This is a genomic window from Williamsia sp. MIQD14 (assembly GCF_051025635.1).
GTDB lineage: Bacteria > Actinomycetota > Actinomycetes > Mycobacteriales > Mycobacteriaceae > Williamsia_A.
In genome coordinates, this window is sequence record NZ_JBPFDG010000002.1 from 777,444 (window position 1) to 791,883 (window position 14,440).

Annotated in this window: 16 protein-coding genes; 6 read left to right on the forward strand and 10 right to left on the reverse strand. The window is 69.0% G+C overall.

Features of this window, described 5'->3' with window-relative positions; all coding sequences use genetic code 11:
* The first annotated feature begins 46 nt into the window (after window positions 1-46).
* Window positions 47-1,207, forward strand: a complete 1,161-nt coding sequence (locus ACQ7HM_RS11140; protein WP_434216316.1) for a pyridoxal phosphate-dependent aminotransferase — start codon at window positions 47-49, stop codon at window positions 1,205-1,207.
* 48 nt (window positions 1,208-1,255) lie between these two features.
* Window positions 1,256-1,888, forward strand: a complete 633-nt coding sequence (locus tag ACQ7HM_RS11145; protein ID WP_434216317.1) for an alpha-ketoglutarate-dependent dioxygenase AlkB — start codon at window positions 1,256-1,258, stop codon at window positions 1,886-1,888.
* Window positions 1,889-2,018: 130 nt separating this feature from the next.
* Here the strand turns inward: ACQ7HM_RS11145 and ACQ7HM_RS11150 are convergent, their stop codons facing one another.
* Window positions 2,019-2,765 carry an LppU/SCO3897 family protein gene (locus tag ACQ7HM_RS11150; RefSeq protein ID WP_434216318.1) on the reverse strand — a complete coding sequence of 249 codons (747 nt, stop codon included), beginning with the start codon at window positions 2,763-2,765 and terminating at the stop codon, window positions 2,019-2,021.
* A 104-nt stretch (window positions 2,766-2,869) separates the two neighbouring features.
* The gene (locus ACQ7HM_RS11155) at window positions 2,870-3,742 is read right to left on the reverse strand and encodes an oxidoreductase (RefSeq protein WP_434216319.1); all 873 of its coding nucleotides are present in this window, start codon (window positions 3,740-3,742) and stop codon (window positions 2,870-2,872) included.
* A gap of 69 nt (window positions 3,743-3,811) precedes the next feature.
* Between ACQ7HM_RS11155 and ACQ7HM_RS11160 the strand changes: the two genes are divergently transcribed.
* Window positions 3,812-4,786 carry a threo-3-hydroxy-L-aspartate ammonia-lyase gene (locus tag ACQ7HM_RS11160; protein ID WP_434216320.1) on the forward strand — a complete coding sequence of 325 codons (975 nt, stop codon included), beginning with the start codon at window positions 3,812-3,814 and terminating at the stop codon, window positions 4,784-4,786.
* Between the two features lie 12 nt (window positions 4,787-4,798).
* Here the strand turns inward: ACQ7HM_RS11160 and ACQ7HM_RS11165 are convergent, their stop codons facing one another.
* A complete protein-coding gene (locus ACQ7HM_RS11165; protein ID WP_434216321.1) occupies window positions 4,799-6,586 on the reverse strand; it encodes an adenylate/guanylate cyclase domain-containing protein in 1,788 nt (595 codons plus the stop codon).
* A gap of 95 nt (window positions 6,587-6,681) precedes the next feature.
* Here ACQ7HM_RS11165 and ACQ7HM_RS11170 point away from each other — a divergent pair, with 95 nt between their 5' ends.
* Entirely contained in the window at window positions 6,682-7,263 is a 582-nt protein-coding gene (locus ACQ7HM_RS11170) for a TetR/AcrR family transcriptional regulator (RefSeq protein ID WP_434216322.1), read from the forward strand.
* 4 nt (window positions 7,264-7,267) lie between these two features.
* Here the strand turns inward: ACQ7HM_RS11170 and ACQ7HM_RS11175 are convergent, their stop codons facing one another.
* The 4 genes from ACQ7HM_RS11175 to ACQ7HM_RS11190 form a co-directional block, all read right to left on the reverse strand.
* Window positions 7,268-7,474, reverse strand: a complete 207-nt coding sequence (locus ACQ7HM_RS11175; RefSeq protein WP_434216323.1) for a hypothetical protein — start codon at window positions 7,472-7,474, stop codon at window positions 7,268-7,270.
* Window positions 7,475-7,623: 149 nt separating this feature from the next.
* Window positions 7,624-8,172 carry a YceI family protein gene (locus tag ACQ7HM_RS11180; protein ID WP_434216324.1) on the reverse strand — a complete coding sequence of 183 codons (549 nt, stop codon included), beginning with the start codon at window positions 8,170-8,172 and terminating at the stop codon, window positions 7,624-7,626.
* A gap of 125 nt (window positions 8,173-8,297) precedes the next feature.
* Entirely contained in the window at window positions 8,298-8,936 is a 639-nt protein-coding gene (locus tag ACQ7HM_RS11185; RefSeq protein ID WP_434216325.1) for an NUDIX hydrolase, read from the reverse strand.
* 49 nt (window positions 8,937-8,985) lie between these two features.
* Complete coding sequence (locus tag ACQ7HM_RS11190) at window positions 8,986-10,575, reverse strand: AMP-binding protein (protein ID WP_434216326.1); 1,590 nt, start codon at window positions 10,573-10,575, stop codon at window positions 8,986-8,988.
* Window positions 10,576-10,743: 168 nt separating this feature from the next.
* On the opposite strand from ACQ7HM_RS11190, the gene ACQ7HM_RS11195 reads away from it, so the two are divergent.
* Entirely contained in the window at window positions 10,744-11,229 is a 486-nt protein-coding gene (locus ACQ7HM_RS11195) for a MarR family winged helix-turn-helix transcriptional regulator (RefSeq protein WP_434216327.1), read from the forward strand.
* 11 nt (window positions 11,230-11,240) lie between these two features.
* Here the strand turns inward: ACQ7HM_RS11195 and ACQ7HM_RS11200 are convergent, their stop codons facing one another.
* A complete protein-coding gene (locus tag ACQ7HM_RS11200; RefSeq protein ID WP_434216328.1) occupies window positions 11,241-11,702 on the reverse strand; it encodes a DoxX family protein in 462 nt (153 codons plus the stop codon).
* 106 nt (window positions 11,703-11,808) lie between these two features.
* Window positions 11,809-12,171 (reverse strand): TraR/DksA family transcriptional regulator, encoded by a 363-nt coding sequence (locus ACQ7HM_RS11205; protein ID WP_434216329.1) that lies wholly within the window; start codon window positions 12,169-12,171, stop codon window positions 11,809-11,811.
* A 179-nt stretch (window positions 12,172-12,350) separates the two neighbouring features.
* Here ACQ7HM_RS11205 and ACQ7HM_RS11210 point away from each other — a divergent pair, with 179 nt between their 5' ends.
* Window positions 12,351-13,562: an acyl-CoA dehydrogenase family protein gene (locus tag ACQ7HM_RS11210; protein ID WP_434216330.1), complete on the forward strand. Its 1,212-nt coding sequence runs from the start codon at window positions 12,351-12,353 to the stop codon at window positions 13,560-13,562.
* 7 nt (window positions 13,563-13,569) lie between these two features.
* On the opposite strand, the gene ACQ7HM_RS11215 is transcribed toward ACQ7HM_RS11210, so the two are convergent.
* Window positions 13,570-14,361: an HpcH/HpaI aldolase family protein gene (locus ACQ7HM_RS11215; protein WP_434216331.1), complete on the reverse strand. Its 792-nt coding sequence runs from the start codon at window positions 14,359-14,361 to the stop codon at window positions 13,570-13,572.
* Between the last annotated feature and the right edge of the window lie 79 nt (window positions 14,362-14,440).

The following is a 14,440-nucleotide window of genomic DNA, read 5'->3' on the forward strand; positions in this document are numbered from 1 at the left end:
CTGCCATCGACGGGCACCCCGTGTGGGGTGTGACAGCCTGGAGGACATGACCACCGTTGCCCGCCTGGCGCCGTTCGCGACCACGATCTTCGCCGAGATGTCGCAGCTGGCCGTCGAGCACGACGCCATCAACCTCGGTCAGGGTTTCCCCGACACCGACGGCCCGCAGTCCATGCTCGACGCCGCGCGTGCAGCCATCGCCGACGGCCAGAACCAATACCCGCCCGGCCCCGGTATCCCCGCGCTGCGTCAGGCGGTCGCCGACCACCAATCACGCCGTCTCGGAATCGACTACGACCCCGACGCCGAGATCCTGATCACCGTCGGTGCCACCGAGGCGATCGCCGCGGCGGTCGTCGGCCTGGTGGAGCCGGGCCATGAGGTGGTGCTCATCGAACCGTTCTACGACGCCTACGCCGCGGCCACGGCGATGGCCGGTGCGTTCCGGTCCACCGTGCCGCTCGTCGCCGACGGTGACGGGTTCGTGCTCGACCGGGACGCTCTCGCGACGACCATCACCGACGCCACCGCTATGGTCATCGTGAACAGCCCCCACAACCCCACCGGGACGGTGTTGTCGCACGACGACCTCGCGGCGATCGCCGAGGCCTGCATCCGCCACGACGTGATCGTGCTCAGCGACGAGGTCTACGAACACCTCGTCTTCGACGGCCGCTCGCACGCGACGATCGCCGCGTTGCCGGGGATGGCCGAACGGACACTGCGGGTGTCGAGTGCGGCCAAGACGTTCAACGTCACCGGCTGGAAGGTCGGCTGGATCTCGGGCCCCGCGCGTCTCGTCGCCGCGGCGCGCACCGCCAAGCAGTTCATGTCATACGTGGGCAGCGGGCCCTTCCAACCGGCGATCGCTCATGCGCTGAACCACGAGATGGACTGGGTCGGCGCGTCGTGCGCCGCGCTCGAGGGCAAGCGCGACCTGCTGTCGGCGGCGCTGCGCGAGGTGGGTTTCGACGTCCACCGCTCCGAGGGCACGTTCTTCGTCTGCGCCGACCCCCGTCCCCTCGGCTACTCCGACGGCGAGCAGTTGTGCCGGGACCTGCCGGCGCGGATCGGTGTCGCCGCGGTGCCGGTCAGCGCGTTCGTCGACCGACGGGAGAACTGGTCGCACCTGGTCCGGTTCGCGTTCGCCAAGCGCGACGAGGTCCTCGTCGAGGGAGCCGAGCGCCTGCGCGCGCTGCGACACTGAGCTCGCAATCTGCTCGCACACGTGTTCGATCCTCGCTAGACTCGGCCCATGGGTACGGCCGGGTTGCAGGGTTCGCTGTTCGAGGAGGCGACCGAGGAACCCGCGTGCGCCGATCTCGCGTCGATCGTCGTGCGACGCACCCTCACCGACGGCGCGTGGGTCGACATCGCCCCGGGGTGGATCGCCGGAGCGTCCGAGCTGCACGAGCGCCTGACCCACGACGTGCCGTGGCGCGGCGAGCGGCGCGCCATGTACGACCGCGTGGTGGACGTTCCCCGACTCCTCTGCCAATACGGCGAGGGTGTCGCACTCCCCCACCCACTGCTCACGACGATGCGCGACGCGCTGTCGGCGCACTACCGCCCCGAACTCCCCGAGGGTTTCGCGACCGCCGGTCTGTGTCTGTACCGCAACGGATCCGACAGTGTGGCCTGGCACGGCGACACCATCGGACGCGGCAGCACCGAGGACACGATGGTGGCGATCGTGTCGCTCGGCTCGCCCCGCCCGTTGATGTTGCGCCCGCGCGGCGGCGGTCCGTCGCGCAAGTTCGTTGTCGCGCAGGGTGATCTGCTCGTCATGGGTGGCAGCTGCCAACGCACGTGGGAACACGCGGTGCCCAAGGTCACCGGCGTCGGTCCCAGGATCAGCGTGCAGTTCCGGCCCACCGGGGTGTGGTGACCCGGCCGCGATCCGCTACAGAGCCGAACGCAGTTCAGTTCGGCGAACGCGGGTCACCTGGCACACGTGTCGACATGCTCGGCCCGCGTTCGGTGTCGACATCGTCGGATTCTCCTGGTGCTGACTGTGGCTACCCGGTGGCGTTGTTCACCGCGAGGCAGTAGCCCAGCGGTGTGGGCTTCTCGAAGGTGACGGGAATACCGTCGGTGCAATCGATCTCGGTCGCCGCCTCGCGGTTGCGCACCGTCACCACCTGGGCGCCGCCCTCACCGGGCGCCTCCCCGCACTCGACCTGCCGGAAATCGGTGATCGATCCGCCCGGACCGGCGAGCTGATAGCACTTGTCGACCTGCATGTTCGGGACCAGGCACAACTTGCCCTTGTCCTTCTGCGTCAACTGGGAGTACTGCTCGTTGGCGCAGTTCGCGCCACCGTCGAGTTTCTCGGCGACGATGAAATTGAAGGTGTCGCCGCCACAGTCGACCGTCTTGGGGGTGGCGTCGGTGCTGCTGCCACTCACGGTGATGCAGTCACCGGCCTTGGCATCGTTGATGTCGGTGATGGTGTCCTTCGAGGCGACGACACCGATGATCACGACGACCACGAGCAGCAACACCGCGACGCCGCCGATGATGAAGAACAGCTTCTTGCGCGACTTCTTCGGCGGTTCGCCGTACGGCGAGGCTCCATAGGGCGGCGGCGCGCCGTAGGGACCGGCCCCGGGAGCGCCGGGTTGCGGTGGCACACCGCCGGGAGGCATCGGGGCCGATCCGGGCGCGGACCCCGCCGGCGGATAGGTCGGTGGATATGTCGGAGGCTCACCCGCGGGACTCGGCGGTGACGGCTTGTCCGGCGTCGGATCGTCAGGGCTGGTCACGACTGTTCTCCGATCATCGCGGTGGTGATCGGTGACAAGCTACAGCGCAAATCCCTCAGAAGCGACTGTTACCGACCGGAGCGAACGTGTTCGCTCCGCCGCGGTCACAGGTCGAACGTGACGCCCGTCAGCTTCTCCGACGCAACCCACAACGACTGGGCCACACTCTCGTTGCGTGCCTTGGGCAGCGGCTTGGTCAGTGTGGGCGCACCCCGCAACCCACCGAGTCCGCGCGGGCCGTAGAACGCCCCCGACGCCGCCTCGGGCGACGTCGCCGCGTACAGCTCGGGCAACGCGCCGTCGGCCGCCGACTGGGCGACGAGGTTGCTCAGCTTCATGAAGCGGTCGTAGAACGACTCGGTGTGCGATTGCAGGTTGGTGCTGGCGTAGCCGGGGTGGGCGCACATCGACGACACCGACGAACCCGACCGGCCCAGCTTGCGCGCCAGTTCGAAGGAGAACATGAGGTTCGCGAGCTTCGATTGACCGTAGGCCGACCACCGCTCGTAGCGACGGTGGTCGTAGTTGAGATCGTCGAGATCGATCTTGCCGATCGCGTGGGCGAACGACGACACCGTGACGACCCGATCGGTGATCTTCGGCAGCAACAGTCCGGTCAGCGCGAAGTGACCGAGATGATTTGTACCGAACTGCATCTCGAAACCGTCGGCGGTACGCGACTTCGGGACGGCCATCACGCCGGCGTTGTTGATCAGCACGTCGAGGTGGTCGATACCCTCCGCGAACGCCCGCACCGACGACAGGTCGGCGAGGTCGAGCGCGGCCACCGAGGCGTTGGGCCCGATCTCCGCGGCCACCGGCTCGGCCTTCGACACCGTGCGGCAGGCGAGGATCACCGTGGCCCCCGCGGCGCCGAGCGCCGTGGCCGCCTGGGCGCCGAGCCCGCTGTTGGCGCCGGTGATGACCACCGTGCGGCCGGTCTGATCCGGGATGTCGTTCATCGACCATGTGCTCACCGCGCCGATGCTACCCGGGGTCAGAGGACCGGGACCGACGCCGACGGTCCCGTGGGTAGGGTCACGCTCATGGCCGACCCGTTGACCCCCGAGCCGTTGACGTTCGCCGATGTCGAAGCCGCCGCGTCCACGCTCGCCGGTGTCGCCCACCGCACCCCGGTCGTGACCTCCACCGCGATCGACGAGGTCGCCGGTGCGCAGCTGTTCTGCAAGTGCGAGAACCTGCAACGCATGGGGGCCTTCAAGTTTCGTGGCGCCTACACCGCGATCGCCCGTCTCGACCCCGAGGTGCGGCGGCGCGGTGTCGTCACCTTCTCCTCGGGCAACCACGCGCAGGCGCTGTCGCTGGCCGCCCGACTGCACGGCATCGACGCGACCATCGTGATGCCGCACGACGCACCACCGCCGAAGGTCGCCGCGACCCGGGGGTACGGCGGCACCCTCGTCCGCTACGACCGCTACACCGAGGACCGTGCCGCGATCGCGGCGCAGATCGCCGATCGGAACGGCGCGACGGTGATCCCGCCCTACGACCATCCCGACATCATCGCCGGGCAGGGCACCGCGGCGCTCGAACTGTTCGCCGACACCGCCGATCTCGACGTGCTGCTGGTGCCCCTGGGCGGTGGCGGACTGCTGAGCGGGTCACTGCTGGCCGCGGGCGGACTCGCACCGCACACCCGCGTCTACGGGGTCGAACCGGCCGCAGGCGACGACGGGCTGCGATCGCTGCGGTCGGGGTCGATCGTGACGATCGACCCGCCGCGCACCATCGCCGACGGCGCCCAGACCACCCACCTCGGGCGTCACACGTTCGGCATCATCGCGGAGCGGGTCACCGACATCCTCACCGTCGACGACTCCGCCCTGATCGAGGCCATGCAACTCGTGGCGACGCGGGCGAAGCTCGTCATCGAACCGACCGCGGCGTTGGGCGTGGCCGCGGCGCTCGACGCCGGACACGGTTTCGGCGGTCTGCGCGTCGGGGTCATCCTGTCCGGCGGCAACGTCGACCTGACGCGTCTGGCGGCACCCACACCCTGACCCGGCGCAGGGTCAGCGGCGGCCGCGCAGGATCGACAGGGGCTTGCGGATGAGGCCGTCGACCAGCTCGGTGATCGGGGACTCCCCGTCGGGCAGCAGATCGATCGGGGCGAACAGCTCGGTCGCCGCGGCCCGGCCGCGCAGGGTGATCGACCCCATCGAGACCCATTCCCACATCTCGTCGTGCGCCACGATCTCGGAGCCGGCGTCCTCGTCGTCGACGTCCTCGTCGGTGACGGGGGTGTCGCCCAGCAGATCCGCGACGGCCGCACCACCGGCGAGCACGTTCGACTTGGCACTCTTGGCCACCTCGGCGAGGCGCGCGCACTCGTTCACCGGATCACCGATCACGGTGTACTCGTATCGGGTCTCGGCGCCGATGTTGCCGGCGAACACGCGACCGGCCGACACCCCGATGCCGACCCGCAGCGGGTGCAGCGCCTCGAGCTCGGCACCGAGTTCGCGCGCGGCGCGCAGGGCGGCGGCCGACGGGTCGTCCATGGCGTTGGGCGCGCCGAACACCGCGAGCGCGGCGTCGCCCTCGAACTTGTTGATGAAACCGTGGTGACGTTCGACGACCTCGGCCACGATGGTGAAGAAGCGGTTGAGCATCTCCGCGACGACGGTGGGGTCGGCCGATTCGGCGAAGCGCGTGGAGCCCTCGATGTCGACGAACAACACACCGACGTCGGTGTTGACGCCGTGCATCCCGACGTCGTGTGACAGCGCCTGCGCGGCGACCTCGCTGCCGACGTGGCGCGCGAACAGGTCGCGCAGCCGCTCGCGTTCGGTGAGGCCGTCGACCATCTCGTTGAAGCCGTGCTGCAGCACGCCGAGTTCCGACGAGTCGTAGACGTCGACTTTCGTGTCGTACTCGCCCTCCCCCACCCGGTCGACGGCACGGCGCATACCGCGCAGGGGGTCGGTGATCGACTTCGACACCAGCGCGATGGCGCGGGCGCCACTGAGCAGACAGATCGCCGAGAGCACGACCGTCGGTACGTCGAGCGCGGTGTGGCTCGGCGGGACCCACCCGATCGCGCGGCCGATGTTCATCATGAGCATGCCGACCAGGGGCACGCCGCTGCACACCACCCAGAGCACGATCATGCGTTCGCGCACACCGAGCATCGGCCGGCGCGGCGGTGCGTCGCGCATGGCCGCGGCGACCATCGGACGGCCGGCACGTTCGAGCACCATGTAGGTGACGCAGCCCGACGACGCCCCGGCGAGCGCGAAGGCACAACTCACGATCAGCATCTGTATCCACGACGCGTCGGCGCTGACCACCGCGTAGGTCAGGACACCGGCGGCCCAGCCCATCGCGGTCGCGACGACGCCGTGCATCGGCATCCGTTGCACCGAGCGTCGACGGTGGGCGTCGGCGGGTTCACCGCTGGTGAACCATGCGGTCTGGGGGCGGACCATCGAGACCCCGGCGATGAGGTCGACGACCACGCCGACGACGAGCGCGAGGGCGACCGCGACGATCGACGTCCCGTCCTCGGAGATCAACGACAGATCGCCGCCGCTGGTGACCAGGGCGACGAGGATGACGGTCTCGATGCCGACCGCGACGTTGGCGACCACGATGCCGAGCACCGCGATCGTCATGAGGCGGCGGGCGACGGTCCTGCGTTCGGCCGGGTCGATCGACTCCCAGTCGCGTCCGGCGAACGGGTAGTCGCCGGCAACCGACCGCACCAGGCCGAAGCCGGGCAGCGTGGAGGGGTTGAGGAGGCGCTCACGCGCGCTGCGGCCACCGAGCCTGCGCACGCGCGCTGTCGCACGTCCTGTCATGTCGGTCACCGCCTTCCCCGAATCCGTCCCATCTAACGCAACACCTTTTGCGAAAGCGTACATAACGCAACCCGCCTTGCGTTAGGCTCAGCCGCGTGGCAACCCCCCAGAAGACCCATCGCCGCGGCAAGGCGGTCGTCGACGGGGTGCTCAACGCCGCAGTGAACGAGCTGCTCAACACCGGTTTCGACGGTGTCACCATCGCATCGGTGGCCGAGGCCGCAGGCGTTCATGTGACATCGGTCTACCGGCGGTGGAAAACCAAGGAACAGCTCATCACCGACGCGTTGCTCAACCACATCGACATCGGATCGGTGACCGTCCCCGACACCGGCCACCTCCGCAGCGACCTGTTCGAGCTCACCATCGGGCTGCGCGATTCGCTCTCGTCACCCCAGAGCAAGGCCCTGTTGCGGCTGGCGACGATGTCTCTCGACTTCGACCGGCTCGACGAGGCGCGACAGCGGCTCGTCGACGACCGCATGGCGACCGTCGGGGTGATCCTCGAACGCGCCGTCGCGCGCGGCGAGATCACCGACACCGTCGATCACCGACTCGCGCTCGAGTCGCTGTACGCGCCGATCTACGCACGCCTGCTCCTGACACACCAACAGGTCGACGAGGGGTATCTGACCGGCCTCGTCGACCTGGTGGTGAACGGCATCGCGCCCCGCTGACCGATCAGCGGCGCAACCACAACTGCTGGTACGCAGCGCGATACGCGGCACGCTCGATCTCACGTCGGTTCTGCCGACGCAGATGTCGTTGCAGCCGTTGCTCGTCGGTCAGTTCGACCGGCTCGTGACGCGGACGCAGGCCCGCCCACAGCGACCGCAGGTCGAGTCCTGCGACGACGCGCGGCGCCCCGGCGACGTGGAATGTGCTCATGGTCTCTCCTCCGATCGGTGTGCTCCTGCAGTGCATTTCACCGATGAAGGTAGGCGACCCGCCCACGTGCGTCGACCGAATTAACGGGCGCCGAAAAGCAGTGGCGCGACCACCCTCGCGTCTGCGAAGATGTCCGCCGCGAGATCAGATCAGGCCTTGAGCGCCTCGATCTCGAGGGTGATGGTGATCTTGTCGCCGACCACGGCGCCGCCGGTCTCGAGCGGCATGTCGATGTCGATGCCGAAGTCCTTGCGGTTCAGCTCGACCGAGGCCTCGAAGCCCGCGACCTCGCCGTGACCCATGCCGGGGTTCACACCGTTGAACTCGAGGTCGAGATCGACCGACTTGGTGACGCCCTTGAGGGTGAAGTCACCGGTGAGCACGTAGTCGTCGCCCTTCTTCGCCACGGACTTCGAGACGAAGGTGGCGGTGGGGTGGGTGTCGGCGTCGAAGAAGTCGGCGGACTTGATGTGGCCGTCGCGCTGCTCGTTCTTGGTGTTGATCGAGGTCACGTCGATCTCCGCGGTGACCGAGGGGGTGCCGTCGGCGGCGATGGTGATGGCGCCACTGAAGGTGTCGAAGGTGCCCCGCACCTTGCTCACGACGAGGTGGCGGACCGAGAAGGCGATGGCCGAGTGGACCGGGTCGATGTTCCAGGTGCCCGCGGCGAGATCGGTGGTGGTGATGGTGTCGGCCATGAGGTTTCTCCTACAGGTGGTGTGAACCGGGGCGGTTCGCGTTGCTGACACCCATTCAACCGGACCGCAGTCCGGATGTATTCCCCGGGGGAGAACATTCGTGGTGAACATCCGGTTCTCGCAGCTCAGCGCCAGGCGAACACCGGCTGCTCGAGGTCGTCCACCCGCGTTTCCCGCCCGGCGAGCACCACCTCGGCGAACTGGTAGATCACCGCGGCGGTCGGTGCGTGCACCAGCGCCCCCACGATCGGCAACTGGATGACCGGACGCGGCGACTCCGGAATCGCGATGAATCGAGGCTCGACGGCGACCTCGTCCATCGGGATGAAGAAGAGGGTGGCGACCTCGGCGGCATTCAGCGCAGTCACGCGGTCGGGCCCGGCCCACACCACGATCGGTGCCATCACATAGCCCGATCGCGTCGGGTAGTCGTCGAGCCGGCCGAGGACGTCGTCGCGGCCGGCGATCACGCCGATCTCCTCGTGCAGCTCCCGCAATCCGGCGTCGATGTCGTCCTCACCCGGATCGAGACGGCCTCCGGGCAGCGCGTACTGACCGGGGTGTTCCCGCATCCGGTCGGGTCGTTTGGTGAGCCAGATGCCGTGGACGCCGTCGACGGAGGTCACCGCGATGACCACTGCCGCGCGTCGCGTGTCCGGCGGATCGACCCGGGTGAACGGGAACCCCGCGAGACGCTCCGCGATCCGGGCACGCACGCTCGCGTCGTCACCGGTGAGGTCGACGGGCGTCGGGCTGCTGTCCATCACCCCACTGTCCAACGACCCCGCGCGCCGCGCACGCGCGGGGTGCATCTCAGACCCGGCGGCCCTGCCCCTCCCAGAACGGGGCGCGCAGTTCGCGCTTGAGGATCTTGCCGCTGGGATTGCGCGGGAGAGCGTCGATCACGTCGACGGTGCGCGGGCACTTGTATCCGGCCAGGCGCGTACGGCAGAACGCGATGACCTCCTCGGCGTCGATGGGGGTCGACACCGCGACCACCGCTTTCACCGATTCACCCCACCGCTCGTCGGGGACGCCGATGACGGCGGCGTCGGTGACCGAGGGGTGCTCCATGAGAACCCGCTCCACCTCGGGTCCGTACACGTTCTCGCCGCCGGTGATGATCATGTCCTTGATCCGGTCGTCGACGAAGACGTACCCGTCGGCGTCCATGCGACCGATGTCACCGGTGCGCAGCCACCCCTCGGGGGTGATGGTCTCGGCGGTGGCGTCGGGTCGGTTCAGGTATCCGGTCATGGCATGCGCTGTGCGCAGCCAGATCTCACCCTCCTCGCCCGCGGGCACGTCCTCTCCGGTCACCACGTCGACCACGCGGATCTCCACGCCCGGCAACGCGTTCCCGACCGAGACCAACAGGTGCTCGCGCGCGGGATCCCTGTGCACCTCCGGACGTAGGACGGTGGCCACACCCGCGATCTCGGTCTGGCCGTAGACCTGGACGAAATCGATGTGCGGCCAGGCGTTCAGGGCCCGCTGCAGCAGCGGCAACGGCATCGGCGCGGCGCCGTAACCGACGAACCGGAGCTTCGCGAACGCTCCGATGGCACCGTCACCCGCGGCGAGGAAACCGGCGAGGACCGGCGGGACGAAGAAGGCGTGGGTGGCACCGGCGACGAAGGCCCCCACCAGCGACGCGGCGTCGGGCTCGCGGGTCATGATGCTCGGCACGCCGGCGCGGATCCCGATGAACGCGTACGAGATACCGCCGACGTGGAACAGCGGCATGGCCACCAGACTGATGTCGCCCTCGGCGTAGGGGAACACGTCACCGTTGTCGACGGTGTGGGTGATCAGCGCATGTTGATCGAGGACCACGCCCTTCGGGCGACCGGTGGTGCCGGAGCTGTAGATGACCAGCAGCGTGTCGGTGTCGGTGACGTCGGCACCGGCCGAGGTCGGCTCACCCGAGGCCAGGAAGGTCTCGTAGTCGTCGGCGCCGGCGTCTCCGCCGACCACCAGGGTGCGCGTGACCGCCGGGGTGCGGTCGGCGACCGCACCAACCGACTCGGCGAACTCCGCACCCGCGATCACCAGCGTCGAGCCGCTGTCGACGAGGACGTGGACGAGTTCGTCACCGGCCTGTCGCCAGTTGACGATGGTGACCGCGGCACCGAGGGCGGCGACGGCGAAGGTGACCTCGAGGCACGCCGGGTGGTTCTTGTCGACGAAGGCGACGGTGTCACCCCGCCCGATTCCCGCCGAGCGCAATGCCCCGGTGAGCCGCCGGATCCGCAGGTCCCACTGCTCCCACGTCCACGAGGTGTCGCCGTAGGTGATGGCCGCGGCGTCGGGCCGTTCCTGTGCCCAGCGGGTGACGAAGTCCGTGAGAAGCCCCCGACCGTCGCTGACGGTCTGTGGGCCCGGGTCGAGATCGGCGGTCATCGGAACTCCTCACACCTGGCGTCTGATGATCGCGAGTGTAACGGCGATCACATCCGGGTTCCGCGGAATCGGACACCGCCACCGTCGGGGACCCACCGCGAACCACCTGGAGAGATCGCAACTCGGTTCTGCGGCCGGGGTTTTCGTGCCTGCAGTACGCTCCCCAGCATGGCCGACCCCACCCCGGAGGACCCCACGCGCTGGCTCGACAGCGAGGAGCTCGAGGCGTGGATGGCACTGACCACCGTGATGATGCGGCTCCCCGGCGCACTGAGCCGCCAGCTCCAGCGCGACTCGGGCCTCACCCACTTCGAGTACCTCGTCCTGGGCGGACTGTCCGACGCACCCGAGCGCACACTGCGGATGAGCGAGCTCGCCGAGTTCACCCAGTCCCAACTGCCCCGGCTCTCGCAGGTGGCCGCAAGGATGGAGGGACGGGGATGGCTCGTCCGCCGTCCCGACCCGACCGACGGTCGCTTCACGCTCGCGGAGCTGACCGACGCCGGGATGGCCGTTGTCGTCGACGCCGCCCCCGGTCACGTCGACGCCGTGCGGCGCCTCGTCCTGGATCCGCTCACCGCGACCCAGATCCGCCACCTCCGCGAGATCGGCACACGGCTACGGGCGAGCCTCGACGCCGAACAGCACGGCTGAGCGCGGCCGCGTCAGCGGGCGTCGACCCGAGCGCGTGCCGGGCTCGCGGCCGGGCGGACCCACGGCAGACGCTCACCGAGGACGGCATCGATGCTGAAGCGTCCGGCACCCACCGCGGCGATGACGAGGGCGGCGGCACCGAGTCCGAGCACCAGCTCGTAGCCGCCGTCGGAGATCCAGATGCCGTTGCCGATGTGGGCGATGAAGTAGGCACCGACCATGTCGGCGACCAGCAGGAGACCGACGATCGGCGTCACCACTCCGGCGATGAGGGCGACCCCGCCGAGGATCTCGATCCAGGTCGCGAGGAATGCCGAGACGCCCGGGACGGGAGCGCCCATCCCGGCGAAGGCCGCCTTGGTCCCGGAGTAGCCCCAGACGTCGAGCTTCTGCAGTCCGTGCGCGAGGAACACGACGCCGACGCCGACTCGGGCGATCAGGAGGGCGACATCGCGGGGAAGGGTGGTGGTCATGGGCGGGCCTTTCGCGGGCGGTCGAGCGGGGCAGGGACACATCAATTCACTTCATGCGTGAAGCAAAAAGTATCAGCACTTCACTTCACGCTGCAAGTAACCGAGTTCACCAGCGCGATCGATGTCGCCGGGAGGCGCAGGTGATGCAGACCCCGGTGGCCGGGAGGGCCTCGAGTCGCACCTCGGCGATGTCGCCCCTGCAGTCCAGACACCGCCCGTAGGTGCCGTTCGCGAGACGCGTCAGCGCCGCGTCGACCTCGGCGACGCGCTGGGTCGACCGGTCGATCTGGGCGACGAGCTGTCCCCGTTCGAACGCCAGGGTCGACCCCTCCGGATCGTGTTCGTCGTCGGCGTGTTCGTCGACCGCGGCGTCGACGACCGCGGCGAGGCGTGCGTGCATCGACTCGATGAGCGCCGACGCCTCCGCACGTTCGGCGTCGAGGAGCTCGCGCGCGGTCCCTTGGTCCATGTGCGCACGGTACGGCGCCGCACCGACACCGCCGGTGGGAGAAGGTCACAGCCCGCTGGTACCCGCCGACGGGCATCGCCCGGTCTTGGACTGATCTCTCGGCGTGGCACGACCCCCGCCCCTAGAGTCGAGGAGATCGCGTCATCCGCGCCGATCCTCACCTGTACGAAAGGCGTTCGATGACGTTCTCGCTGGCTCTGACCGACGACCACATCACGCTGCGCGACTGGGCGCACGAGTTCGCCGAGAAGACGATCCGGCCCGCCGCGGCGGAGTACGACGAGAGCGAGGAGACGCCGTGGCCGGTGCTGCAGGAGGCCGCCAAGGCGGGGCTCTACGGCTTCGAGATCATGTCGAACCTGCGCGAGGACGAGACCGGCCAGAGCTTCCCGATCCTCACCGAGGAGCTGTTCTGGGGTGACGGCGGCATCGGGTTGGCGATCATGGGCACGGGCCTCGCCGCGGCCGGGATCGCCGCCGCGGGAACGCTCGAGCAGATCATCGAATGGGTCCCCCAGTGCTACGGCACCGCCGACGACGTGAAGGTCGCCGGGTTCTGTTCCTCGGAGCCCGAGGCCGGTTCCGACGTGGCGAACATGCGCACCACCGCGAAGTACGACGAGGCCTCCGACGAGTGGGTGATCTCGGGCCAGAAGGCGTGGGTGACCAACGGCGGCATCGCCGACGTGCTCGTGGTGCAGGCCGTCGTCGAACCCGGCCTCGGCTCCCGCGGACAGGCCGCGTTCGTGCTGAAGTCCGACACCGCGGGCATCGCCGCGCCGAAGAAGCTGCGCAAGCACGGATTGCACGCCTCGAACACCGCCGACATCTTCTTCGACGACGTCCGCGTCCCCGGGAGCGCTCTGCTCGGCGGCAAGGAGAAACTCGACGCGAAGATCGCCCGCGCGAAAGAGGGCCGAAAGACCGGCGCCCAGGCCGCGATGGCGACGTTCGAGACCACCCGCCCCACCGTCGGCGCGATGGCGATCGGCGTGGCCCGCGCCGCCTACGAGTACGCCCTCGACTATGCGAAGGATCGCGTGGTCTTCGGCAAGCCGATCATCGAGAACCAGGCGATCTCGTTCATGTTGGCCGACATGGCCACCGAGATCGACGCGGCGCGGTTGCTGGTGCGTCGTGCCGCCTGGATGGGTGCGGCGAAGCAGCCGTTCGCCGCGGCCGAGGGGTCGATGAGCAAGCTCAAGGCCGGTCGCGTCGCGGTGTGGTCGACCGAGCGTGCGATCCAGATCCTCGGCGGCGTCGGCTACACCCGCGAGTACCCGGTGGAGCGGATGCACCGTGACGCGAAGATCTTCGACATCTTCGAGGGCACCGAGCAGATCCAGCAGCTCGTCATCGCGCGCGCCATCTCGGGTGTGCGCCTGACCTGAGAACGGCTCAGCGCGAGACGGCTTCGGCGTCGCGGACCCCGATACGCGCGGCATGCAGGTGGGTGGCCGCGGCGACCTCGAGGTGCGCGAGATCGTTGGCGATGCAGACGAAGGTGTAGCCGCGGTCGATCCGCAGTGCCGCGGTGGCGCCGTCGGGGGCGTGCATCCCCGCGGCGACACCGTGACGCCGGGCGGTGTCGGCCACGGTGGCCAGCGCCTGCTCGTACACCTCGTTGATCGACGGGTCGTAGGGGTAGGCACCCCCGAGCGCGATCGACAGGTCCGACGGGCCCACATAGACGCCGTCGAGTCCATCGACGGCACAGATGGATTCGATGTTCTCGAGCGCCTCGAGGGTCTCGATCATCGCGATCACGACGGTGGCCTCGTTGGCCTCGGCGGGGCGGGGCCCGATGCGCAGCGCGGACCGTGCCGGTCCGTAGGACCGCACGCCCAGCGGTGCGTAGCGGGTCGCGGCGACCGCGTGCACCGCGTCGGCGGCGGTGTTGACCATCGGCACGATGACGCCCACGGCGCCGGCGTCGAGGGCGCGTTCGATGAGCCGCTCGGAGTTCTCCCCGACGCGGACGAGTCCGACGGCGGTGCGCCCGGCGTCGATGGCCATCATCCCGTTGAGGATGCCGGAGTAGCCCATCATCCCGTGCTGTTCGTCGAGGCAGACGAAGTCGTAGCCGACACGGGCGATGCGCTCGGTGGCCGGTGGCGCATCGAGTGTGACCCAGTATCCGATCGATTCGCGGCGCTCCCGGATGGTGCGGGCGAATGTGATGGCGTCCATGTGTGAGCCCTTCTGTTGCCTGGCTCTCACCCTGTCGTCGCGGCGCCGTGGGCGTCAACGGCGATGTGACCGAAAATAA

Bases quoted from the DNA above. Each gene is read 5' to 3' on its own strand.
- ACQ7HM_RS11140 (WP_434216316.1), top strand. From the start codon at position 47: ATGACCACCGTTGCCCGCCTGGCGCCGTTCGCGACCACGATCTTCGCC.
- ACQ7HM_RS11145 (WP_434216317.1), top strand. From the start codon at position 1,256: ATGGGTACGGCCGGGTTGCAGGGTTCGCTGTTCGAGGAGGCGACCGAG.
- ACQ7HM_RS11160 (WP_434216320.1), top strand. From the start codon at position 3,812: ATGGCCGACCCGTTGACCCCCGAGCCGTTGACGTTCGCCGATGTCGAA.
- ACQ7HM_RS11165 (WP_434216321.1), bottom strand. From the start codon at position 6,586: ATGACAGGACGTGCGACAGCGCGCGTGCGCAGGCTCGGTGGCCGCAGC.
- ACQ7HM_RS11175 (WP_434216323.1), bottom strand. From the start codon at position 7,474: ATGAGCACATTCCACGTCGCCGGGGCGCCGCGCGTCGTCGCAGGACTC.
- ACQ7HM_RS11180 (WP_434216324.1), bottom strand. From the start codon at position 8,172: ATGGCCGACACCATCACCACCACCGATCTCGCCGCGGGCACCTGGAAC.
- ACQ7HM_RS11185 (WP_434216325.1), bottom strand. From the start codon at position 8,936: ATGGACAGCAGCCCGACGCCCGTCGACCTCACCGGTGACGACGCGAGC.
- ACQ7HM_RS11190 (WP_434216326.1), bottom strand. From the start codon at position 10,575: ATGACCGCCGATCTCGACCCGGGCCCACAGACCGTCAGCGACGGTCGG.
- ACQ7HM_RS11195 (WP_434216327.1), top strand. From the start codon at position 10,744: ATGGCCGACCCCACCCCGGAGGACCCCACGCGCTGGCTCGACAGCGAG.
- ACQ7HM_RS11200 (WP_434216328.1), bottom strand. From the start codon at position 11,702: ATGACCACCACCCTTCCCCGCGATGTCGCCCTCCTGATCGCCCGAGTC.
- ACQ7HM_RS11205 (WP_434216329.1), bottom strand. From the start codon at position 12,171: ATGGACCAAGGGACCGCGCGCGAGCTCCTCGACGCCGAACGTGCGGAG.
- ACQ7HM_RS11210 (WP_434216330.1), top strand. From the start codon at position 12,351: ATGACGTTCTCGCTGGCTCTGACCGACGACCACATCACGCTGCGCGAC.
- ACQ7HM_RS11215 (WP_434216331.1), bottom strand. From the start codon at position 14,361: ATGGACGCCATCACATTCGCCCGCACCATCCGGGAGCGCCGCGAATCG.